20 protein-coding genes, 1 pseudogene and 1 riboswitch are annotated in these 22,120 nt (G+C 69.0%); of the genes and pseudogenes, 14 read left to right on the forward strand and 7 right to left on the reverse strand.

Annotated features, from left to right (window positions below; translation table 11 throughout):
• Positions 1–21 precede the first annotated feature (21 nt).
• The 3 genes and pseudogenes from hemL to ACZZZQ_RS09105 all read left to right on the forward strand — a co-directional run.
• On the forward strand, positions 22–1,350 hold the full coding sequence (gene hemL, locus ACZZZQ_RS09095; RefSeq protein ID WP_400338923.1) for a glutamate-1-semialdehyde 2,1-aminomutase: 1,329 nt from the start codon (positions 22–24) through the stop codon (positions 1,348–1,350).
• A gap of 372 nt (positions 1,351–1,722) precedes the next feature.
• Complete coding sequence (locus ACZZZQ_RS09100; RefSeq protein WP_053097989.1) at positions 1,723–2,172, forward strand: hypothetical protein; 450 nt, start codon at positions 1,723–1,725, stop codon at positions 2,170–2,172.
• A pseudogene (locus ACZZZQ_RS09105) lies at positions 2,169–2,300 on the forward strand (hypothetical protein); the annotation flags it as partial. The gene ACZZZQ_RS09100 and the pseudogene ACZZZQ_RS09105, both read left to right, overlap by 4 nt.
• On the opposite strand, the gene ACZZZQ_RS09110 reads toward ACZZZQ_RS09105, so the two are convergent.
• Complete coding sequence (locus ACZZZQ_RS09110) at positions 2,242–4,011, reverse strand: ATP-binding cassette domain-containing protein (protein ID WP_463507384.1); 1,770 nt, start codon at positions 4,009–4,011, stop codon at positions 2,242–2,244. The pseudogene ACZZZQ_RS09105 and the gene ACZZZQ_RS09110 sit on opposite strands and share 59 nt — an antisense overlap.
• A 121-nt stretch (positions 4,012–4,132) precedes the next feature.
• Between ACZZZQ_RS09110 and ACZZZQ_RS09115 the strand changes: the two genes are divergently transcribed.
• The 3 genes from ACZZZQ_RS09115 to ACZZZQ_RS09125 all read left to right on the forward strand — a co-directional run bounded on the left by ACZZZQ_RS09115 (position 4,133) and on the right by ACZZZQ_RS09125 (position 9,365).
• Positions 4,133–5,194, forward strand: coding sequence for an enoyl-CoA hydratase/isomerase family protein (locus tag ACZZZQ_RS09115; RefSeq protein WP_295101542.1), 1,062 nt, complete (start codon positions 4,133–4,135; stop codon positions 5,192–5,194).
• 200 nt (positions 5,195–5,394) lie between these two features.
• The gene (locus tag ACZZZQ_RS09120; RefSeq protein WP_056280467.1) at positions 5,395–7,122 is read left to right on the forward strand and encodes an ABC transporter ATP-binding protein; all 1,728 of its coding nucleotides are present in this window, start codon (positions 5,395–5,397) and stop codon (positions 7,120–7,122) included.
• Entirely contained in the window at positions 7,119–9,365 is a 2,247-nt protein-coding gene (locus tag ACZZZQ_RS09125; protein WP_187250639.1) for an ABC transporter ATP-binding protein, read from the forward strand. Before ACZZZQ_RS09120 ends, ACZZZQ_RS09125 begins: the two co-directional genes overlap by 4 nt.
• Before the next feature lie 132 nt (positions 9,366–9,497).
• Here the strand turns inward: ACZZZQ_RS09125 and ACZZZQ_RS09130 are convergent, their stop codons facing one another.
• Both ACZZZQ_RS09130 and ACZZZQ_RS09135 read right to left on the reverse strand, forming a co-directional pair.
• Entirely contained in the window at positions 9,498–10,808 is a 1,311-nt protein-coding gene (locus ACZZZQ_RS09130; RefSeq protein WP_463507385.1) for a D-alanyl-D-alanine carboxypeptidase family protein, read from the reverse strand.
• Between the two features lie 20 nt (positions 10,809–10,828).
• Positions 10,829–10,960: a hypothetical protein gene (locus ACZZZQ_RS09135; protein ID WP_463507386.1), complete on the reverse strand. Its 132-nt coding sequence runs from the start codon at positions 10,958–10,960 to the stop codon at positions 10,829–10,831.
• 83 nt (positions 10,961–11,043) lie between these two features.
• Positions 11,044–11,153, forward strand: a riboswitch (TPP riboswitch).
• Between ACZZZQ_RS09135 and ACZZZQ_RS09140 the strand changes: the two genes are divergently transcribed.
• The 5 genes from ACZZZQ_RS09140 to ACZZZQ_RS09160 all read left to right on the forward strand — a co-directional run bounded on the left by ACZZZQ_RS09140 (position 11,147) and on the right by ACZZZQ_RS09160 (position 16,708).
• Positions 11,147–11,803: an ECF transporter S component gene (locus ACZZZQ_RS09140; RefSeq protein ID WP_053097984.1), complete on the forward strand. Its 657-nt coding sequence runs from the start codon at positions 11,147–11,149 to the stop codon at positions 11,801–11,803. (Overlaps the previous riboswitch by 7 nt.)
• Positions 11,800–13,260: an ABC transporter ATP-binding protein gene (locus ACZZZQ_RS09145; protein ID WP_463507387.1), complete on the forward strand. Its 1,461-nt coding sequence runs from the start codon at positions 11,800–11,802 to the stop codon at positions 13,258–13,260. The genes ACZZZQ_RS09140 and ACZZZQ_RS09145 overlap by 4 nt, the downstream gene beginning before the upstream one ends.
• A complete protein-coding gene (locus ACZZZQ_RS09150) occupies positions 13,257–14,054 on the forward strand; it encodes an energy-coupling factor transporter transmembrane component T family protein (RefSeq protein WP_463507388.1) in 798 nt (265 codons plus the stop codon). The genes ACZZZQ_RS09145 and ACZZZQ_RS09150 overlap by 4 nt, the downstream gene beginning before the upstream one ends.
• A 235-nt stretch (positions 14,055–14,289) precedes the next feature.
• A complete protein-coding gene (locus ACZZZQ_RS09155; protein ID WP_053099269.1) occupies positions 14,290–15,330 on the forward strand; it encodes a TerC family protein in 1,041 nt (346 codons plus the stop codon).
• A 94-nt stretch (positions 15,331–15,424) separates the two neighbouring features.
• Complete coding sequence (locus ACZZZQ_RS09160; protein WP_056280479.1) at positions 15,425–16,708, forward strand: hemolysin family protein; 1,284 nt, start codon at positions 15,425–15,427, stop codon at positions 16,706–16,708.
• Positions 16,709–16,716: 8 nt separating this feature from the next.
• Here the strand turns inward: ACZZZQ_RS09160 and ACZZZQ_RS09165 are convergent, their stop codons facing one another.
• Positions 16,717–17,442, reverse strand: a complete 726-nt coding sequence (locus ACZZZQ_RS09165; RefSeq protein ID WP_463507389.1) for a phosphotransferase — start codon at positions 17,440–17,442, stop codon at positions 16,717–16,719.
• Between the two features lie 139 nt (positions 17,443–17,581).
• On the opposite strand from ACZZZQ_RS09165, the gene ACZZZQ_RS09170 reads away from it, so the two are divergent.
• From ACZZZQ_RS09170 to ACZZZQ_RS09180, 3 genes are all read left to right on the forward strand, one after another.
• Positions 17,582–18,238 (forward strand): hypothetical protein, encoded by a 657-nt coding sequence (locus ACZZZQ_RS09170; RefSeq protein WP_463507390.1) that lies wholly within the window; start codon positions 17,582–17,584, stop codon positions 18,236–18,238.
• A gap of 165 nt (positions 18,239–18,403) precedes the next feature.
• Positions 18,404–19,165 carry an SDR family NAD(P)-dependent oxidoreductase gene (locus ACZZZQ_RS09175; protein ID WP_056280483.1) on the forward strand — a complete coding sequence of 254 codons (762 nt, stop codon included), beginning with the start codon at positions 18,404–18,406 and terminating at the stop codon, positions 19,163–19,165.
• Positions 19,166–19,211: 46 nt separating this feature from the next.
• Positions 19,212–20,042 (forward strand): SDR family oxidoreductase, encoded by an 831-nt coding sequence (locus ACZZZQ_RS09180; RefSeq protein ID WP_053097980.1) that lies wholly within the window; start codon positions 19,212–19,214, stop codon positions 20,040–20,042.
• Positions 20,043–20,069: 27 nt separating this feature from the next.
• Here ACZZZQ_RS09180 and ACZZZQ_RS09185 read toward each other — a convergent pair whose 3' ends face one another.
• Genes ACZZZQ_RS09185 through ACZZZQ_RS09195 form a run of 3 tightly spaced genes read right to left on the reverse strand, consistent with a single transcriptional unit; the run spans position 20,070 to position 22,085 of the window.
• Complete coding sequence (locus tag ACZZZQ_RS09185) at positions 20,070–20,819, reverse strand: sulfite exporter TauE/SafE family protein (RefSeq protein WP_463507391.1); 750 nt, start codon at positions 20,817–20,819, stop codon at positions 20,070–20,072.
• A 16-nt stretch (positions 20,820–20,835) separates the two neighbouring features.
• A complete protein-coding gene (locus tag ACZZZQ_RS09190) occupies positions 20,836–21,474 on the reverse strand; it encodes a bifunctional 4-hydroxy-2-oxoglutarate aldolase/2-dehydro-3-deoxy-phosphogluconate aldolase (RefSeq protein ID WP_053097978.1) in 639 nt (212 codons plus the stop codon).
• A 56-nt stretch (positions 21,475–21,530) separates the two neighbouring features.
• The gene (locus ACZZZQ_RS09195; protein WP_053097977.1) at positions 21,531–22,085 is read right to left on the reverse strand and encodes a ribosomal protein L7/L12; all 555 of its coding nucleotides are present in this window, start codon (positions 22,083–22,085) and stop codon (positions 21,531–21,533) included.
• Between the last annotated feature and the right edge of the window lie 35 nt (positions 22,086–22,120).

Here is a 22,120-nt window from a genome sequence, read left to right on the forward strand (position 1 = left end):
CGCATCGTTGAGGAGTGTGCTGTGACCGACCGCAATGACGACCTGTTCTCCGCTGCCCGCACGGTGATCCCCGGAGGGGTGAACTCGCCGGTGCGCGCGTACGGCTCGGTCGGCGGCACGCCGCGCTTCCTCGCCTCGGCGAGCGGCGCGACGGTCACGGATGCCGCAGGCAACCGCTACGTCGACCTCGTGGCATCCTGGGGGCCGGCGCTGCTCGGCCACGCGCAGCCGGAGGTCGTCGCCGCCGTGCAGGAAGCGGCCACCCGAGGCCTTTCGTTCGGCGCTCCCACGGAGGGCGAAGTCGAGCTCGCTCAGTTGATCGCCGACCGCGTGCGGTTCGGGGAGGTTCGGCCGGTGGAGCGGGTGCGGCTCGTGTCGACCGGAACCGAAGCGACGATGACGGCGATCCGGCTCGCCCGCGGCGCCACCGGACGCGACCTGCTGGTGAAGTTCGCCGGGCACTATCACGGGCACTCCGACGGTCTGCTCGCTGCGGCGGGCTCCGGTGTCGCGACGCTCGCGCTTCCGGGTTCCGCGGGTGTGCCTGCGCCCATCGCGGCTCAGACGCTGGTGATCGACTACAACGATCCCGACGCTCTCGCAGCTGTGTTCGCCGAGCACGGCCCGCGCATCGCGGCGGTGATCGTCGAGGCCGCAGCGGCGAACATGGGTGTCGTTCCGCCGCTGCCGGGGTTCAACCGCCTGCTCGCCGAGACCGCTCACGCGCATGGCGCCCTGCTGATCCTCGACGAGGTGCTGACGGGCTTCCGCGTGCACCCGGCGGGCTTCTGGGGGCTCCAGGCGGCCGCCGGCGAGGACTATCTGCCCGACATCATCACCTTCGGCAAGGTCGTCGGCGGAGGGATGCCGCTGGCTGCGCTCGGAGGCCGTGCGGAGATCATGGACCTTCTCGCTCCTCTGGGACCCGTCTACCAGGCGGGCACGCTGTCCGGTAACCCGCTGTCGGTCGCCGCGGGTCTCGCGACGCTGCGCCTCGCCACGCCGGAGGTGTACGCGACCGTCGACGCGGCCGCAGCGCGAGTCTCCCGCGCCCTGGATGAGGCGCTCACGGAGGCCGGTGCGACCCACGCCGTCGCCCATGCCGGCAACCTCTTCAGCGCCTCCTTCCGCGGATCTGCACCTCGGGACTACACCGAGGCTCAGGCGCAGGAGTCGTTCCGGTACGCCCCGTTCTTCCATGCGATGCGCGAGCAGGGCGTGGCGCTCCCTCCGAGCGTGTTCGAGGCGTGGTTCCTCACCGCCGCTCACGGTGAGGAAGAGCTGCAGCGCATCGAGGCAGCTCTGCCCGTGGCTGCGCGCGCCGCAGCTGATGCCGCCGCGACTGCCTGAGCGGAGCTGACCCACCCCCAGCCGCCGTGACGGCTCCCTCGCGGAAGGCCTCTTGGACGCGCGGGTGGCCTCGCTCGAGGAATGCCGCATCCGTGAAGGCATACTCGATGCTGCCCTGAGCGATGCGACCGGCTGTTCGTCCTCCAGCCGGACTGCCGTCGCTTCTCGACCCAGGAGTCGAGAAGCTCTGCACGCTGCTCGAGGCCGGGGTCGGTGGCGAATGTCATGTTCCGAATCTAGTAGATTTGTTCGAAAGTCGAGCGGAACACCGGAATGGAAAAGGGGTGGAATCGTGGGAACCGACAACGGATCGTTGCCTTCCTGTGAACAAGACACAGACATCTGGAAGGGTGCCGCTGGCAGACTGGACGCATGGTGACGTTGCTGCTGGACCAGACGCAACTCGAGATCGTGCTCTCGCCGATCGAGCGTGCGGCGAGCTTCCACCGGGACAACGTGCGGCTCGTGCGCGACACCATCACCAAGGTCCAGCTCATCGATGATGCGTGGACCTGGTTGCGTGGCGTGCCGAACCCGGGGACGCACATCCCCGGAGTGCTCGCCGCAGGCACGTGGAAGGCCGCAGGCAGCGTCGACTTCGTCCTCATCCGCAAACGTCGTCCCAGCGTGGTCATCGATCTCTCCGGGGATGCGCAGTACCGGCGTCTGATCCTCACGACGAGGCACGGCCTCGCCCTGACCCAAGCGCTCCGACTCGATGTGTCGGATGAGCCGGCGGACGTCGAGGAGATCGTGGCGACCTCGCCCACGCCGGTCTCGAAGGGCAGCCGCCGCCCAGTGATCCGCCCGCGTCCCGCCTGACCGTCACGGAACGGGAAACGCCCTCCGCAGCCTTATGGCGCGGAGGGCGTTCGCAATGGGGGAGCGACCTCAGGAGCGGTCGTGCTCACCTTCGTGGTGCTCGCCTTCGTGGTGCTCGCCTTCGTGGTGCTCACCTTCGTGGTGCTCACCTTCGTGGTGCTCGCCTTCGGCATCCGACGCTGCCTGCGCGTCGGCTGATGCGTCGGCGTCTCCGAGCGGATAGTCCTTCGGCTCGTCCTCGTAGTACGCGCGCGCTGCTGCAGCGAGCATCGAGGTGACGGCCGCGGATCGGGGGTCATCGTCAGACGGCGCGGCGACGTCATCAGACGACTCCGACGCGTCTTCGGAGTCGTGCGCCTCGCCGAAGAACTCGACGCCGGAGTGCTCCTCCGCGCCGCTCTCGGCCGCCGAGGGGACATCGGGATCGGTGGGAGCATCGACAGGGGTCGTGCCGAAGAGGATGTCGTCGAAGGAGGGCTGAGGGTGCTCCTCGGCCGGAGTCTCGTGCTCGGTCGATTCCCCCGTCGAGTCGTCGTCGCCGGAGACCTCGTCACCGCCCGCATGCGCGGCATCGGAGGCCACATCAGCCGCATCCTCGGCGTCGTTCGCATCCGAGGCGTCCGCTGCGTAGCCGAGCTCCGCCGCGGCGTACTCGATGTCGCGAGCCGCATCCGCTGCATCCGCGGCGGCGTCAGCCTCGACGTCGGCCGCATCGGCCTCCGCGCGTTCGGCGTCGGAATCGGACGAGTCGGAATCGGACGAGTCGGCTTCGGACGCGTCGGCATCGGACGCAACGGCGTCGGACGCAGCAGAATCGGGGGCACTCGGACCGGACACGTCCTGAGCGTCGGACGCAGCAGGGACCGCCGCGAGCGGCGCTGTCGCATCCGCGACCGGCGTCTCCGACTCGATGACCGGTGCAGCCGTGATGGCCTGCGGGGCGAGTCTCCCGCCGCGCACGAGCTCGATGAAGACGTCTTCGAGCGTCGGGCCGCGCTGCACCAGGGTCGCCAGAGCGATGCCGGCCGATGCGGCGATGGCGCCGACGGCGCCGGCATTGCTGCCGCGGACCGTGAGACCCGAGCGGAGCACCTCGACCTCGAGGCCGGCGGCCGAGAGCGCCGCCTTCAAGGCGGCGCGGTCCTCGGCGTCGACGACCACGGATCCGGCGGACGGGTCGGCCAGCTTCTCGATGCCGCTCGAGAGGACCAGCTGGCCCTTCGAGAGCACGAGCACGTGGTCTGCGACCTGCTCGATCTCGCTCAGCACATGTGAGGAGACGAGAACCGTGCGGCCCTCATCGGCGAGCTGGCGCAGGAGGAGTCGGATCCACCGGATGCCCTCGGGGTCGAGCCCGTTCGCCGGCTCGTCGAAGACGAGCGCGCCAGGGTCGCCCAGCAGCGCGTGCGCGACGCTCAGCCGCTGCCGCATCCCGAGCGAGAAGCTGCCGATGCGTCCTTCCGCTTCGTGCTCGAGCCCGACCAGAGAGAGGACCTCGTCGACACGCGAGAGCGGGATGCCGTTGGCCTTGGCCGCGATGGTCAGCTGGCGGGCTGCCGAACGCCGCGGGCGGTAGGCGGTCTCCTCGAGGACGGAGCCGATGGTGCGCAGCGGGTGACGCAGTTCAGGATGTGCGACTCCGCCGATCGTGGCGGTGCCGCTCGTGGCGCGCACCTGACCGAGGAGGATGCGCAGCGTGGTGGTCTTTCCGGCGCCGTTCGGGCCGAGGAAAGCGGTCACGACGCCGGGCTCGACCCGCGCGGAGAAGTCGGACACCGCCGTCACGTCGTTGAACCGCTTCGTGACGTGCGTGAACTCGAGCACCTGTCCGTCGGGCATCTGCGACCTCTCGTTGCAGTGGGCAGTTCTGTCTATCCTGCCGGAAAAGCCGCCGGATCGTGCATTTACCGTACAGACACGGCCGGATGCAAGGCTCAATCCACCGGGTAGCCTGGCAATCGTGACCGAATCCAGCGCCGCTTCCCGGGTCCTCGTCCGTACCGAGGGAGCCCTCGGCAGGCTGACCCTGAACCGACCGGAAGCGATCAACGCGCTCGACTTCGGCATGGTCCAGGAGATCACGCGCACGCTGGAGCGGTGGCGGCACGACACCGATGTGCAGATCGTGCTGATCGACGGCGAAGGCGACCGAGGCATGTGCGCCGGCGGCGATGTGCGGGGACTTCACGCGCAGATCGTGGAGGGCCGATCCGATGAGACGGCGGAGTTCTTCCGCGCGGAGTACGCGCTGAACGCGATGATCGCCGAGTACTCGAAGCCCGTGGTCACCGTCGCCGACGGCATCACGATGGGCGGAGGCGTCGGACTGTCGGGCCACGCGGCCATCCGCATCGTGACCGAGCGGTCGAAGCTCGCGATGCCGGAAACGCGGATCGGCTTCACGCCCGACGTGGGCGGCACGTGGCTGCTGTCACGCGCTCCGGGGCGGTTCGGCGAGTACTTCGGGCTCACGGGGGCGTCGATGAACGGAGCGGATGCCGTACTGCTCGGCTTCGCCGACCATTTCGTGCCCTCCGATCGCCTCGACGCGCTGCGCGAGGCGCTCGCGTATCGTGCCGATCCGACAGGACCGGCCGAGATCGTGCTGCTGTTCGACGAGACTCCCGATCCGTCGACGCTTCCGGCCTCTCGGGGATGGATCGACCACGCGTTCTCCGCCGACACGGTCGCGGAGATCGTGTCGCGGTTGCGCGCGGACGAGGCCCCGGATGCCGCGGCGACCGCGGATCTGCTCGAGAGCCTGGCGCCCACCGGGCTGGCCGTCACGCTCGACGCCGTGCGGGAAGCGCGTGCGCTGCCGAACCTGCGTGCCGCCCTGGAGGGTGAGTACCGCCGCGTCATGTGGTTCGTCCTGCGGCATCCCGACCTCGTGGAGGGGATCCGGGCGCAGCTGATCGACAAGGACCGCAATCCGAAGTGGAACCCGGCGACGATCTCCGAACTGCCTGCAGACCCCGGCGCCGACGCTCGACACTTCACGCCCGAAGACCCCCTCTTCTAGAGCATTTCGATATATCCGCGGTTGTTCGCCGCGGTGCATAAACCGCTGGCCGCGCCCGAAATGGTTCGCTGTGAGCGAAGGTCCGCCCACAGGGGGATACGAATGTCCGGAGTTCGTGCCACCCTTGCATGTGCGCGATCGTCGGCCTGCGTCCGCCCGTCGGGAGATCCGCCGATTCATCCTTCCTAGAAAGTCCGCCTGTGCTGGGAAAAATCCTCCTCCGTTATCTCGCCCGCTATAAGTGGCTGCTCGTCGCCGTGCTGGTGTTCCAATTCGCCAGCGCTCTGGCCACCCTCTACCTCCCGCGCCTGAACGAAGACATCATCAACAAGGGCGTGGCCCAGTCCGACACCGCCTACATCTGGCGCACCGGGCTCTTCATGCTCGCCGTCTCGCTCGGCCAGATCATCGCGTCGGTCATCGCGACCTACTTCGCGGCTCGCGCGTCGATGGGTGCGGGGCGCGACATCCGTGCCGACGTCTTCGCCAAGGTCAGCGGATTCTCCGAGCGAGAGGTGTCGCAGTTCGGCGCCGGCTCGCTCATCACGCGCAACACGAACGACGTGCAGCAGGTGCAGATGCTCGCGATGATGGGCGCGACGATGCTCGTCACCGCGCCGCTGCTCGCGATCGGCGGCATCATCTTCGCCGTGCAGACGAACATCGGCCTGAGCTGGCTCATCGCCGTGTCCGTCCCGCTGCTGCTGATCGTCGCCGGTCTCGTCGTCAGCCGCATGGTTCCGCTGTTCCGCAGCTATCAGGGCAAGCTCGACACCGTGAACCGCGTGCTGCGCGAGCAGCTCACCGGCGTGCGCGTGGTCCGTGCCTTCGTCCGAGAGGGCATCGAAGAAGAGCGCTTCCGCGGTGCCAACACCGACATCATGGTGGTCGGCCGCAAGGTCGGCTCGCTGTTCGTCTTGCTGTTCCCGCTGTTCATGCTCATCCTCAACGTCACGATCGTGGCGGTCGTGTGGTTCGGCGGCATCGAGGTCAACAGTGGCACGGTGCAGGTCGGCACGATCTTCGCCTTCATGCAGTACATCGGCCAGATCATGGGCGGCGTCATCATGGCCAGCTTCATGGCGATCATGATCCCGCGCGCGGCAGTGTCGGCCGAGCGCATCGGCGAGGTGCTCGAGACGCAGTCGAGCATGGTGCGGCCGGCCGACGGCGTGACCGACTTCCCGACACCCGGTTCGGTCGCCTTCGACGGCGTCGAGTTCACCTACCCGGGCGCCGACTCTCCCGTGCTCAAGGGCATCAGCTTCGCGGCCGAGCCCGGCGAGACGGTGGCGATCGTCGGATCGACCGGTGCCGGCAAGACGACCCTCGTGTCGTTGATCCCACGACTCTTCGACGTCTCCGGCGGAGCCGTCTTCGTCGGCGGCGCCGATGTGCGCGATGCCGACGTCGAGTCGCTGTGGGCGACCATCGGCCTCGTTCCGCAGCGTCCGTTCCTCTTCACCGGAACGGTGGCCTCGAACCTCCGGTACGGCCGCGAGGACGCGACCGACGAAGAGCTCTGGCATGCGCTGGAGATCGCTCAGGGACGCGACTTCGTCGAGGAGATGCCCCAGGGGCTCGACTCGAGGATCACCCAGGGCGGCACCAACGTCTCGGGCGGTCAGCGTCAGCGCCTGGCGATCGCCCGCGCGATCGTCCGTCAGCCGCAGATCCTGGTCTTCGACGACTCGTTCTCCGCGCTCGACCTCACCACCGACGCCCGACTGAGGCAGGCGCTGTGGCGTGAGCTGCCGCACGTGACCAAGATCGTGGTCGCGCAGCGCGTCTCTTCCATCACCGATGCGGACCGCATCGTCGTCCTCGAAGGGGGCACCATGGTCGGCGTCGGCACGCACGAGGAGCTTCTCGAGACCAGCACGACCTACCGAGAGATCGTCGAGTCGCAGCTGGGGGTGGACGCATGAGCGAGCAGGACGCTCCCCGGACCCGCCGCGGTCGCGCGGCCAAGGCGGCGGACACGACCACTGCGGTCGAGCCGGAGCTGACAGACGAAGAGAAGTACGAGGCCGAGCTCGCCGAGAAGGCACGCCAGGACGGCGGCGGCTGGGACAGCGTCGCTCCCGGAAAGGCCGACAACTTCGGCAAGAGCTTCAGCCGGATGATCGGGCTGCTCAAGCCGTCGGCCGTCTGGTTCATCCTGGTGTCGATCGCCGGCGCCGTCGGCGTCGTGCTCACGGTCGCGGCGCCGAAGGTGCTCGGTGAGGCCACGAACCTCATCTACAAGGGCTTCATCTCCGTGCAGCTCGCGCAGGCGAACGGGGACTTCCCCGGGTTCCCCGCCGGCACTCCGCAGGACGATGTCGTCGCGGCACTCCGCCAGGGAGGGCAGGACGACTTCGCCAACCAGGTCGAGGCCCTCGGCGCCTTCCGTGTCGGTGACGGTGTCGACTTCGACGCGCTGCGGTGGATCATCATCGCCGTGCTGGCGATCTATGTCACCGCCGCCTTCCTCAGCTGGATCCAGGGTTACGTCATCAACGTCATCATGGTCCGCACCATGTGGCGTCTGCGCGAGCAGGTCGAGGCGAAGATCAACCGTCTGCCCCTGTCGTACTTCGACAAGGTGCAGCGCGGTGATCTGATCTCGCGCGTGACGAACGACATCGACAACATCACCCAGACCATGCAGCAGTCGCTGTCCGGCGCGATCACGGCCGTACTCACGGTCGTGGGCGTGCTGGTCCTGATGTTCTCGATCTCCTGGCAGCTCGCTCTCGTCGCGCTCGTGGCGCTCCCGCTCATGGGTGTGATCTTCGGCGTCATCGGTCCTCGCTCGCAGAAGGCGTTCGGCACCCAGTGGCGCAAGGTCGGGCGTCTGAACGCTCGCGTCGAAGAGGCCTTCTCCGGTCACGCGCTGGTCAAGGTCTTCGGTCGCGAGCAGGACGCGCTGGAGAAGTTCCAGGGCGAGAACGAGGAGCTGTTCCAGGCCAGCTTCAAGGCGCAGTTCCTCTCCGGCATCATCATGCCGGCGATGACCTTCGTCGGCAGCCTCACCTACGTGGGCATCGCGGTGCTCGGCGGTCTCATGGTCGCCAACGGGCAGTTGCGTCTCGGAGACGTGCAGGCCTTCATCCAGTACTCGCAGCAGTTCACGCAGCCGCTGTCCGAGCTCGGTGGAATGGCGGCCGTCGTGCAGTCCGGTACGGCATCGGCCGAGCGGGTGTTCGAGCTCCTCGACACCGAAGAGCAGGAAGCGGACGACGCGGATGCTCCGAAGCTCGCCGACGGCAAGGGCGTCGTGGAGTTCGAGAACGTCGCGTTCTCGTACACTCCCGACCGTCCGCTGATCACCGACCTCTCGTTCCGGGTCGAGCCCGGTCAGACGGTCGCGATCGTCGGTCCGACGGGAGCGGGCAAGACCACTCTCGTCAACCTCATCATGCGGTTCTACGAACTGAACGGCGGGCGCATCCTGCTCGACGGTCAGGACATCTCCGAGGTCACGCGTGACCAGCTGCGCTCTCGCACCGGCATGGTCCTGCAGGACCCGTGGCTGTTCGCCGGGAGCATCCGCGAGAACATCCGGTACGGACGCTCGACCGCGACCGACGACGAGGTTCTCGAAGCGGCGAAGGCGACCTATGTGGATCGCTTCGTGCATGCCCTCCCTGAGGGCTACGACACCGTGCTCGACGAAGACGCGTCGAACGTCTCGGCGGGCGAGCGTCAGCTGATCACGATCGCGCGAGCGTTCGTGGCCCAGCCGTCGATCCTGATCCTCGATGAGGCCACGTCGGCGGTCGACACCCGCACCGAGCTGCTGCTGCAGCACGCGATGGCGGCGCTTCGACAGGGACGCACCTCGTTCGTGATCGCGCACCGCCTGTCGACCATCCGCGATGCCGACCTCATCCTCGTGATGGAGCACGGAGACATCGTCGAGAAGGGCACGCACGACGAGCTCATCGCCGCGCAGGGCGCCTACTGGCGCCTCTACCAGTCGCAGTTCGAACAGGCGGCGACCGACATCGACGCAGAGGACGCGCTCACCGGGTCTACTCCGGTCGTCATGAGCGGCGACGCCGAAGACGCGGCTGCGTCGGCACAGGTCGGCGTCTCGGTGGGGGCGCAGACTCCCGCCGCCGAGGCAGCGGCCGCGCAGGCAGTGGTCGAACGGCCGGATGCCGGAGGCTCCTCACGCGCCTGAAGCGCCAGAGCGCCTGAAGCGCCAGAGCGCCTGAAGCGCCAGAGCCCCTGAAGTGACAGAACGCCTCGCCTCCCGAATCCCGGGCGGCGAGGCGTTTTGCGTCCGTCGAGCTTTCGCTGGAGGGACGACGCGTCAGCGCTGGTCGGCCGTGATGCCGAGGAGTTCGAGGGGGTGGGTCAGCCGCCACCACGGGCTCGGGGCATCGACATCGTCGGCGAGCGACAGCGACGTGGTCACCGTGTTCAACGGCCCGACGCTCGTCATCGTGCCGACCTCGTCGCCCGCTTCGCGGCTGTCGCCGAGTGAGAAGTCCGTCGAGGCCTCGGCGACGGCGCCGTTCCACAGAACCACATCGGCATCCGCATCCGTGACGACATCGGTGCTCGCGCCCCACGCCGTGGTGACGGTGCCGACGACCGTGCCCTCGGCGACGGCGGGAGTCTGCTGCTCCAGCGCCGTCTCGACCTGCGTGAACAGCGAACGGGTCTCCGTGAGGCGCTGCGCGTCGTCGGCCTGACCGAGAACCGACGCGTACAGATGCACAGTCGTGTCGTCGACGGTGACGACCTTCGCGGTCAACAGGTTCCAGCTGTCGCCGAGCGTGCCGGTCTTGACGCCGACGACGCCGGGGTCCGCCAGCATCCCGTTCGTGTTCACCACCGTGCCCGCACCCGGAAGATCGACCGACGGAGTTCCGACGATGCCGGCGAAGACGGGGTTCTGCATCGCGATCTCGGCCAACGCGACGAGCGACTCGGGTGTGGCCCGGTTGCGGTCGTCGAAGCCCGACGGAGTGATGATCGTGATGTCGTCGAGACCACGGTCGCGCAGCCACACAGCTGCTGCGGCGGTGAACGACGACGGGGAACCCCAGATCTCCGCGGAGAGCCGGTCGATGTAGTTGTTGGCCGATCCGAGCAGCGTTCCCTGGAGGAGCTGGAACTCGGTGAGAGTGCCGCCCACGGGCACGTCGAGCGCGGACTGGTCGGAGCGGCGGTAGTCCCAGTAGGCCAGGTTGTCGGCCCGCGTGAACGAGAACTCGGGGCCCTGCTCGCCCACGGCGAGGGGCATCCGCTCGAGCACCATCAAGCTCGAGACGACCTTGGTGACGCTTGCGATCGCCGCAGCGTCGAGCGACGACGACGTCGTACCGATGCCGCCGATCCCCACGGCAGCGCTTCCCTGGGCAGGGAAGGTGATCGCGGCAGCGGGCGCCGCGACGGGGGCGAGCTCGACGGCCTGAACCGTCGGCGCGACCTCGTGCAACGGCCACAGCATGGCCGATCCGGCGTAGGTGCCGAGCAAGCCGACGAGGACGCCGAGCGGCACCAGCACGCCGGGCCGGGCGATCGCCGGGCGCAGGTGCGCTCCGGTCAGCAGCGCACCGCCGCTCTCCACGGCCGGCGCGTCATCGAGCGCGTCGGTCGCCGGGTGCTGGGCCACGTCGACCGGGTCGACCCACGTCAGGGGAGTGCCGCCGCTGTCTTCCTCCGCCCACTGCGCGGGGGAGTCGCCTCAGGAGTGAAGATCGCAGAGACGTCGTCATCCGCAGGAACGGCGGAGGCGGTGGCCTCGGCGGAATCGGGAGCGGTCACCTCCTCACGGTACCGAACTCGTGCGGGGATCCGTGTCGCTGCAGCGGGAGAGGACGCGGGGTGTCGCCTCTGGGTAAGATCGTGGGTACAACCACGGGAGTCCGGCGAGCCGGGCTGAGAGGGAGCGAATCGCGCTTCGACCGTCGAACCTGATCTGGGTCATGCCAGCGCAGGGAGGAGTCACAGATGAGTACATCCACGTCCGGATCCACCACGGGATCGGCATCGGCCACGCAGTCATCGACGGGCCTCGGTCGCCCGCAGCTCTGGCGCTGGCGGGTCGTCGACATCGTCGTGGCGAGTGTCATCGCCGTCGCATGCGCGATGATCTTCCTGCTCTGGAACGTCGGCTACGAGGTGCCGAGCAGCATCCTGACGCCGCTGCTCCCCGGTGTGCAGGGCCTGCTCGCCGGCCCCTGGCTGATCGCCGGAGTGCTCGGCGGTCTGATCATACGCAAGCCCGGTGCCGCTCTGTACACCGAGCTGGTCGCCGCGATCATCTCAGCACTCGTCGGCAACGCGTGGGGCCCGCTCACGATCGTCTCGGGCCTCGTACAGGGTCTCGGCGCAGAGCTGGTGTTCCTGATCTTCCTGTACGGCGTCTGGCGGCTGCCTGTCGCGATGCTGGCTGGTGCCGGTGCGGGTCTCGCCTGCGGCATCAACGACCGCATCCTCTGGTACGCCGGCGCCGACACGCTCTTCACGAGCGTCTACATCGTCTCGACGACCATCTCGGGCGCGGTCATCGCCGGGCTCGGGGCGTGGCTGATCGCCCGAGGACTCGCCGCCACGGGCGCCCTCAGCCGGTTCGCCGCCGGCCGCGAGGTCACCGCACGGGTGTGAGCTCGCTCACGACGCCCGCCACCCTCGAAGCCCGTGGCTGGGGGTGGCGGTACGCGACGCGACGGCGCTGGGCGGTGCGCGACGTCGACCTGCGCATCGAGCCGGGGGAGCGGGTGCTGCTGCTCGGCGCCTCCGGCTCGGGCAAGTCGACGATGCTCCAGGGGTTCGGCGGGGTGCTCGGCGGTGCGGATGAGGGCGAGACGCACGGTGCGCTGCTCGTCGACGGCGTGCCGCCCACCGACGCCCGGGGTCGGGTCGGGATGGTCCTGCAGGATCCCGATACGCAGACGATCCTCGCGAGGGTCGGCGACGACGTCGCCTTCGGCTGCGAGAACCTCGGCGTCCCCCGAGACGAGATCTGGCAGCGGGTGCGCGCGGCGCTGGACGCCGTAGAGCTCGACGTCGCCCTCGATCGATCCACGGCCGCGCTGTCGGGCGGTCAGAAGCAGCGCCTCGCCCTCGCCGGCGTGCTCGCGATGCGACCGGGTGCCATCCTGCTCGACGAACCGACGGCGAACCTCGACCCCGAGGGGGTGCGGGACGTACGGGATGCCGTGGCCGCCGCCCTCGATGCAACGAGTGCGACCCTCGTGGTCATCGAGCATCGCATCGACATCTGGCTGCCGCTCGTGACCCGGGTGATCGTGCTCGGCGCCGAGCCGGATGGAACGGTCGTGCTCGCCGACGGCAGCCCGGACGCGGTCCTCGGCGCTCGGGGCGCGGAGCTCGCGGCATCCGGTGTCTGGGTTCCCGGGCACCCGCCCGCCGTCCCGCCCGCACCGGCGCAGCGGCCGGGAGCGACGCTGCTGGAGGCCCGTGGTCTCGCCGTGTCTCGCAGGCGCGGGCTCGCCGTCGCCGGTCCGTTCGACGTCGATGTGCGCGCCGGAGAGGTGCTCGGGGTCACCGGCGCGAACGGCGCAGGCAAATCGACGCTCGGGCTCACGCTCGCGGGATTGATCCCGGCCGAAGAAGGTCGGGTCGCCGCTCTGCCGCCCCTCGCCGCCGGAGAGAAGCCGGATCCCATCCACTGGTCGTCGCGCGCCCTGCTCACGCGCATCGCGTCGGTCATGCAGACGCCCGAGCACCAGCTGCTCGCCAAGACCGTGCGCGACGAGCTGTCGGTCGGGCCGCGGGCGCTGAAGCTGCCGGACGCCGAGATCGCCTCCCGAGTCGACGACCTGCTCGAAAGACTGCGGCTCACCTCGCTCGCCGCAGCCAATCCCTACACCCTGTCGGGCGGAGAGAAGCGGCGGCTCACGGTCGCCGCCGCCCTCGCCACGCGGCCCCGGATGCTGGTGCTCGACGAGCCCACCTTCGGGCAGGATGCGACGACCTGGGCCGAACTCGTCGGCCTGATCGCACGTCTGCGCGACGAGGGCACGGCGATCGTGGCGATCAGTCATGACGAGGCCGTGCTCGAGGCTCTGCACGCTCGGCGCATCGAGGTGGGACGATGATCGATCCGCTGACCGCCCGCGTCGAACGATCCGGTCCGATCGCCCCGCGCTCGGCCCTCGCGAAACTCATCGCGGCGCTTCTCATCGCCCTCCCCCTCGTGCTGACGATCGACGTGGTGTCGGCATCCGTCGCCCTGCTGCTCGAGATCCCTCTGCTCGTGCTCGCAGGCCTGCGCGCGAAGGAGTTCTGGACCCGCACCGCGGTGCTGTGGATCGCGGCGCCGCTCAGTGCGGTCACGATCGCTCTCTACGGCGCGACCAGCGGCACCGTGCATGTCGAGTGGCTCGTCGTGCGCATCAGCGACGGGTCGCTCGCGCTCGCTGCGGCGACCGCCGTGCGCGTGCTCGCGATCGGACTCCCCGCGGTGGTGCTCTTCATCACGGTCGACCCCACCGACCTCGCCGACGACCTGGCGCAGCGGGTGAGGCTGCCTGCGCGATTCGTCGTCGGCGCGCTCGCGGGGATGCGGATGCTGGGCCTGCTCGTCGACGACTGGCGGGCGCTCTCTCTCGCGCGGCGTGCGCGCGGGGTGGCCGACGAGGGGCGGGTCCGTCGTGCGCTCGGCATGGCGTTCGCGCTGTTCGTGCTGGCGATCCGTCGTGGATCGTCGCTGGCGACGGCGATGGAGGCTCGCGGCTTCGGCGGCTCGGCACCGCGTTCGTGGGCGCGGGAGTCGAGGTGGGACCGACGCGACACGGCGCTGGTCGTCGTCGCGGCGGTGATCCCGGCGGTGGCGATCGCGGCGGCGGTGCTCACGGGTGCGTGGAACTTCATCCTCGGCCCGACCGGCTGACGAGCCCACGACCGGACGCCCGCCCGAACCACCGGACCTGGCAGCATCCACTCAGCTTTCTCATAGCTGGAATGCCGATGTATTCGCTAGCATCGAGTGAACCCAAGGGGAGTACTCCACCACGGGCGGCTCGTCATTACGGATGTCCCTGCATCCCGGGTCCCCGGTCCTCGTTCTCGAGGATGGAGAAGACCTTGGCGTCGACCTCGTCACGCCTCGTCTTCTGGAGACCTCCTTGAACATCACCCCCCTCGTGTGGATCATCACGATCGCCGTCACGATCGCCTTCTTCGTGTACGAGTTCTTCGCGCACGTGCGAAAGCCCCATGAGCCCACCATCGGCGAGTCCGCCCGCTGGTCGGCGTTCTACATCGGTCTGGCCCTGCTGTTCGGCGTCGGCATAGGCACCGTGTCGGGCTGGACGTACGGCGGTGAGTACTTCGCCGGGTACCTGACCGAGAAGGCGCTGTCGATCGACAACCTCTTCGTGTTCCTCATCGTGATGACCGGCTTCGCCGTGCCGCGCATCTATCAGCAGAAGGTGCTGATGATTGGCATCGTCATCGCGCTCATCATGCGCGGTGGATTCATCGCGCTCGGCGCCACGCTGATCGAGAACTTCTCCTGGATCTTCTACCTCTTCGGTGCGCTGCTGCTGTTCCTGGCCTACCGCCAGGCGTTCGCACAGGGCGACCACAACCCGGCCAACGGCCGATTCATGCGCTTCGTGCGCCGTATCCTGCCGGTGAGCGACGAGTACAACGGCGACCGCCTGACCGTGCAGCGCGACGGCAAGCGATTCTTCACGCCGATGTTCCTCGTGATCATCGCGATCGGCTTCGTCGACCTGATCTTCGCGGTCGACTCGATCCCCGCCATCTACGGTCTGACCGAAGAGGCCTACATCGTCTTCACGGCCAACGCCTTCGCCCTCATGGGCCTGCGCCAGCTGTACTTCCTCATCGGCGGCCTGCTGCAGCGCCTCGTGTACCTCGCGCAGGGCCTCGCGGTCATCCTCGCGTTCATCGGCGTCAAGCTCGTGCTGCACGCGATGCACGTCAACGAGCTTCCGTTCATCAACGGAGGAGAGCCGATGCTGTGGGCGCCTGAGATCCCGATCTGGTTCTCGCTCGTCTTCATCGGCGCGACGATCGCCGTCGCCACCGTCGCGAGCCTCATGAAGACGCGACGCGACGACAAGCGCGACGCGCTCGACACTCCTGATCCGTCCAGCTCTGCACCGCTCACCACCGACACCCAGAAGGAACACTCGTGAACCAGTCGCGCCGCTCCGACGCGTCCGCAGACCCCGACAGACCCGGCGCCCGAATGACCTCGGGCACCCCCGCACCTCGTGAGGTGGCCCGCTGATGGGCGACCTCGCGGTGAACATCGCTCTGGTGTTCGTGTTCGTCCTCGTCGGCGGCGTGTTCGCCGCGACGGAGATGGCCCTCGTCACGTTGCGTGAGAGTCAGATCAATGCGATCGCTGCTCGTGGCAGACGAGGCGAGAAGGTCGCGAGCCTGGCTCGCAACCCGAACACCTTCCTCTCGGCGGTGCAGATCGGCGTGACGGTCGCCGGCTTCGCCTCGGCCGCCTACGGTGCGACCTCGATCGCCCCGTCGGTCGCGCCTCTGCTCGAGAACCTCGGGGTCGCCGCTCCGCTGGCTCTCACCCTCTCGACCGTGCTGCTGACGCTCGTGATCGCCTACCTGTCGCTCGTGCTCGGCGAGCTCGTGCCCAAGCGGCTCGCCATCCAGCGCAACGCCCAGTTCGCGTATGCCGTCGCGCCGGTGCTCGACGGCTTCGCCGTGGTCATGAGGCCGGTCATCTGGCTGCTGTCGGTGTCGACGAATGCGGTCGTGCGTCTGCTGGGCGGCGACCCGCACAAGGCGGCGGACGAGCTCAGCGAGGAGGAGCTGCGCGACATCGTCGCGACGCATCAGAGCCTCCCCGACGACGAGCGACGCATCCTCGACGACGTGCTGTCGCTTCGCGGACGTCAGGTGAGCGAGGTCATGCGGCCCCGTCCCGAGGTCGTCGCGCTCGACGGCGCCGCGACGCTCGCCGAGGCCATCGCGGACGTGCGCGAGCTGCCGTTCTCGCGGTACCCGGTGATCGACGCCTCGCTCGACGACATCGTGGGCTTCGTGCATGTGCGCGACCTCTTCGAGGCCGCCGCCGACGACGCGACGCGCGCGGTGCTCGGACTCATGCGTCCCGTCGAGTACGTGCCCTCGACCGCGGGCGTGCTGCCCACCCTGACCCGCATGCGGGCGGCCGGTCACCAGATCGCCGTCGTGGTCGACGAGTACGGCGGCACTGACGGCATCGTGACGCTCGAGGACCTCGTCGAAGAGGTCGTGGGCGAGATCTTCGACGAGTACGACACGGAGGACCGGATGCCGGACGCCGGCGGCGCACTCGACGGCCGCCTCAATCTGCAGGACTTCGCCGAGATCACCGGGATCGCGCTGCCCCGTGGCGCATCGGACACGGTCGCGGGCTTCGTCACCGAGATGCTCGGCCGCCTCGCGGTGGTCGGTGATTCGGTCGAGGTGCCCGGTGCGACGATCCGCGTGACGGCCGTCGATCGTCGCCGGATCTCGGAGATCCGAGTGGCCGTGCACGAGGACGCCTCGCCGACCGACTGAGTCGAGTCTCAGGTCTCGTTCCAGAGTCGGCGGTAGTACTCGAGCCGATCCCGGTCGGGCGCGACGCCATACGCCTCGATGAGCGTGTCCTCCCACCCCGCACCGAAGTTCCACGTCGTGCTCATCGAGGCGACGGCGATGTCCGACCAGCGGTCGGCTGCGCCGAGCGCGGCGAGGTCGACGTGCGCGATCGGGCGGCCGTCGTCGTCGAGCAGCGTGTTCGGCATGCACGCGTCGCCGTGGCAGACCACCAGCTTCTCGACCGATGGCGGCTCGTGCAGGTCGGCCGGCACCGTGACGCCGCGCTCGACCGCGTTCGCGATCCTCCAGGCGGGGCTCCAGGTCCAGGGGCACTGCTCGACGGGCAGCGAGTCGTGCATCGCGCGCCGCGCGGTTCCGACCGCGCGTACGGCGGTCTCGGGGTCGTCGATCCATCGGGGGTCCACAGCGCTGCGGCCCGGGAGCGCAGCCGTGACGAGCCACTCGTGCGTGGCGTCCTCACCCTGATCGATCACCTCGGGAACCGCGATCCAACGCCGCGCCCACCGCATCCGCTCCGCTTCGTCCCGCATGTTCGCCTCGGCGTCATGCGGGCCCCACTTGATGTAGCGCCCGTCGTCGGTGCGAAAGGTGAGCCCGCCGATGCCGTTCAGCCATACCGGCGTGAGCGTGGCGCCCGCGGCCAGTGACCGCACGATCGGCGGGATCTCCGTCGTCGTGGAGGGGATGCTCATGGGGCGCTCATCTCATGTTCGAACGTATATCGGTATGCGTGTATTTTTCCGGCTCCAGGCGGCAGGACGCGGTTAGTCTCAGTCGCGGTCGCCGTCGGCGGCCGCATCATCCATCCCACTCGACACATCAGAGGTCTTCGTGCGCGTTTCGTCCCGGTCACAGTGGTGGCGGCGGCAGGGCAGCGATGCCGGTGCCTCCTCGTCCGCATCCGCGGCTTCCGAGGTCGCACCCGGTGCCGATTCCGATGCCGCTCACGCTACCGCGGTCGGGCTGCCGAAGGCTCCGGCGATCTCGTCGCAGGAATCCGGCGAACGGGATCTCGACCAGTTCGTCGAGTGGATCTGGAGCGGCGACGCCCCGGCATCCGCACAGGCGCCTGACGCCGGCGTCGAGAGCACACGCACCACCACAGAGGAGCAGTACAACATGAGTTCACTTGACGACGCCCTGCAGCAGCTGCTGGCCATCGAGGGCGCCACCGGCGCCGCGATCGTCGACTACGGCAGCGGAATGGCACTCGCCCAGGGCGGCAACCCCTCATTCGACCTGGGGATCGCCGCCGCGGGCAACTCGAACGTCGTGCGCGCCAAGCTGGCGACGATGCGCGACCTCGGCATCACGGATGAGATCGACGACATCCTCATCACCCTGAGCTCGCAGTATCACCTGATCAACGTGCTCAACACGACCGGTGCGAGCGGGCTCTTCATCTACCTCGTGCTCAACAGTGCGTCGGCGAACCTCGCGCTCGCACGCCACAAGCTGAAGGGCATCGCCGCGCAGATCCAGGTCTGATCTCGCGAGTCACTCCGAAGGGGCGGCGCCGTCATGGGCCCGCCCCTTCGACGTGCGCGGCGTAGGCTCGGGGTCGACACCGTCGCGGGCTTTCGCGATGTGTCACCTGAAACTCGGAATCAGCTAAACTGACACTGAGTCGCACACGTTTCGAAGGAGAACCGCATGCAGATCCAGGGCTCGAGTGCTCTCATCACCGGCGGTGCGTCCGGTCTGGGCCTCGCCACCGCGCGGACGCTCGCCGCCGCCGGCGCCGTCGTCACCATCCTCGACCTGCCCTCGTCGGCCGGTGCCGAGATCGCGTCCGACCTCGGCGGGGTGTTCTCGGGCGGAGACGTCACGAGCGCTGAGGATGCCGCTGCCGCCGTGGCCGCAGCGCAGGCCGCCGCTCCGCTGCGGATCGTCGTCAACTGCGCGGGCATCGCCCCGCCGGCGAAGGTGCTCGACCGCGAGGGCAACCCGGCCGTGCTCGCCGACTTCGAGCGCATCGTCCGCATCAACCTCGTCGGCACCTTCAATGTCCTGTCGCAGGCCTCCGCCGTGATCGCGAAGAACGACGCGACCGACACCGGCGACCGTGGCGTCATCGTGAACACCGCGAGCGTGGCCGCTTTCGACGGGCAGATCGGCCAGCCGGCATACTCGGCCTCGAAGGGCGGCGTGCACGCCATGACGCTTCCCGTCGCTCGCGAGCTCGCTCGCTACGGCATCCGCGTCTGCACGATCGCTCCCGGCATCATGGAGACCCCGATGCTGATGGGCCTGCCGCAGGCGGCGCAGGACTCGCTGGGCCAGCAGGTGCCGTTCCCCTCGCGTCTCGGACGCCCCGACGAGTACGCCTCTCTCGTGCAGCAGATCGTCGAGAACGGCTACCTCAACGGCGAGACGATCCGCCTCGACGGCGCGATCCGCATGGCACCGAAGTAAGCCCGAACCCCGAAGTCCCGAAGCCCCGACGCTCCAAGGAGAATCCATGTCACTGGCAGGCAAGACCATCCTGATGTCCGGCGGCAGCCGCGGCATCGGACTCGCGATCGCGCTGCGTGCCGCGGCTGACGGCGCGAACATCGCGATGCTGGCGAAGACCGACACCCCGCATCCGAAGCTCGAGGGAACGGTGCACACGGCCGCCGACCAGATCAGGGCGGCGGGCGGTCAGGCGCTGCCGATCGTCGGGGACGTGCGCGACGACGACGACATCACCGAGGCCGTGCTCAAGACGCAGGGCGAGTTCGGCGGCATCGACATCGTCATCAACAACGCCAGCGTCATCGACCTCTCGCGCTCGCTCGACCTCGGCGCGAAGAAGTATGACCTGATGCAGGACGTGAACGTCCGGGGCACGTTCATGCTCTCGCGCGCGGCGGTGCCGATCCTCAAGGACGCCGAGAACCCCCACATCCTGTCGCTGTCGCCGCCCCTGAACCCCACGCCGAAGTGGCTCGGTGCGCACACCGGATACACGCTCGCGAAGTTCGGCATGACGATGGTCACGCTCGGCCTTGCCGCGGAGTTCGCCCGCGACGGCATCGCCGCCAACACCCTGTGGCCGCGCACCACCATCGCCACCGCCGCGGTGCAGAACCTGCTCGGCGGCGATAAGGTCATGGCGGCGAGCCGCACGCCCGACATCTACGCCGACGCCGCCTATGCGGTGCTGCTCAAGCCCGCGGCCGAGTACACCGGTCAGACGCTGATCGTCGAGGACGTGCTCGAGGCCGACGGCGTGACCGACTTCTCGCATTACGCCGCCGTCCCCGGCACTCCCGACGACCGGCTGTTCCCCGACATCTTCCTCGACTGAGGCGGTCCTGCCGCGGGGAGCAGACGGTCAGAACAGCAGGTAGACGGCGCCGGCGATCGTCAGCACGATCACGATGCGGTCGAACAGCACCTGGTTCATGCGCTTCGCGAGGCGGATGCCGCCCAGAGCGCCGAGCACCACGAGCGGCGCGAGCACGGCATCCATGAGCAGCACGTGGCCCTCGAAGAGGCCGAGGCCCGCGAGGAACGGGATCTTCACGAGGTTGATGATCGTGAAGAACCAGGCCGAGGTGCCGAGGAACACCTGCACGGGCGTGCGGGTGGCGAGGAAGTACATCGACATCACGGGTCCGCCCGCATTGGCGACCATGGTCGTGAAGCCACCGAGAGTGCCGTAGACGCCCGAGAGCACGATGCCTCCCGGTGCGGGCGACGCGGCATCCGCCCGGTCCTGCCGCCATCGCCGCCACAGGGTGACTGCGATCATCGCCAGCAGGATCACGCCGATCGCCCGACGCACGATGCCGTCGCCCGCGAGCGCGAGGAACGCGAAGCCGGCCAGCAGTCCCGCGAGCACGGCGGGCGCGAGGCGCAGCAGCGTCGGCCAGTGCGCGTGGCGGCGATAGGTGATCAACGCGAACACGTCGCCGACGATGAGCAGCAGGAGCATCGCGGCGGTCGACGTGCGCGCGGGGAGCACGGTCGCGAACAGTGCGATGGCCAGGATGCTGCCGCCGGGGAGCGCGGTCTTCGAGATGCCGATCGTGACGGCGGCGAGGCCGAGCGCCGCCCAGGCGAGGGGTGCGAGTTCGATCACCGGGTCATCGGCCGACTCAGCTGCGGGTCGCAGCGAGCGCCGCGGCGAAGCGGGCCGAGCGCTGTTCGATGTCGGCCCAGTCGGATGCAGCGAGCGAGGCGCCGTTCGCGAGGTCGCCGCCCGCTCCGACCGCCACGGCTCCGGCGCGGAACCAGTCGGCGAGGTTGTCGGGGCTGACGCCTCCGGTCGGCATCAGCGGAGCATCCGGGAACGGTCCGCGCAGCGCGCCGAGGTACGAGGGCCCGCCGAGGGACGCGGGGAAGATCTTGACCACGTCGACGCCGAGCTCGAGCGCGCCCATGACCTCGGTCGGGGTCATGGCACCTGTCATGACGACGCGGCCGGTCTCGAGCATCGCTCGGGTCAGAGCGGGCAGGGTTCCGGGGCTGACGAGGAACTCCGCACCGGCATCGGCGGCGAGGGCGGCCTGCTCGGCAGTCGTCACTGTGCCCGCGCCGATGTAGGCCGCGTCGCCGTGGCGCGCGATGAGTTCGCGGATCACCGCGGGGGCATCGGGGGTCGAGAAAGTGACCTCGATGCCGGTCACGCCACCGCGGATGATCGCCTCGGACGCCTCGAGTGCGAGCTCGGGCGAGGGTGCGCGCAAGACGGCGAGGACGCCGGTGGAACGGGCGCGGGAGAGGCGGTCGGGCATGGCGAAGACTCCTTCGATGGGGGATCGGCTCCATTCTCCCCGACCGCAGCCTGTAACTACAAGTGGCGCGGGTGTGGCCAGGCCTCGACGACGTCCTTCGCCTGCTTGAGGCCGAGCCCCGTGTGCTCCCTGACCAGCTTGATCGCCTGGATCTTCTGCTCGGCGGCGATGAGCCGGTCGACCTCGGAGGCGACGGATGCCGGCAGCGCACCCCGCACCGACGACGGCGTCGCCGTGATCGACGAGTGGGCGGCCGAGGCGTTCGAGACGGCCGCGAGGTGCGGTGCCGTGGTGCTGACGGACCAGTGGTCGATCCGGTCCTTGGCCTCCTGCAGGCGCACGCCCGTGTGCTGCCGGTAGAGCTTGATCGCGTGGATCTTCTGCCCGGCGGCGACGAGACGATCGATCTCGGCGATCGCCGCGGGCGTCAGCTGCGATGCCGAGGCGGTCGACGTCGAAGCGGATGCCACGGATCGGGCCATCGTCGGCGACGGGGTGAACACGTGCGGCTCCGGTGCCTTCGGGCGCATCGAGCGCAGGGCGGCGCCGATGATCACCACGCCCACGACGACAGCTGCGATGACCGCGCCGACAGCGATGATGATGTCCATGGGGTCAGTCTAGGGACGCCGGGGCCGGCGCCCCA

The organism is Microbacterium sp. AC132 (assembly GCF_979258525.1).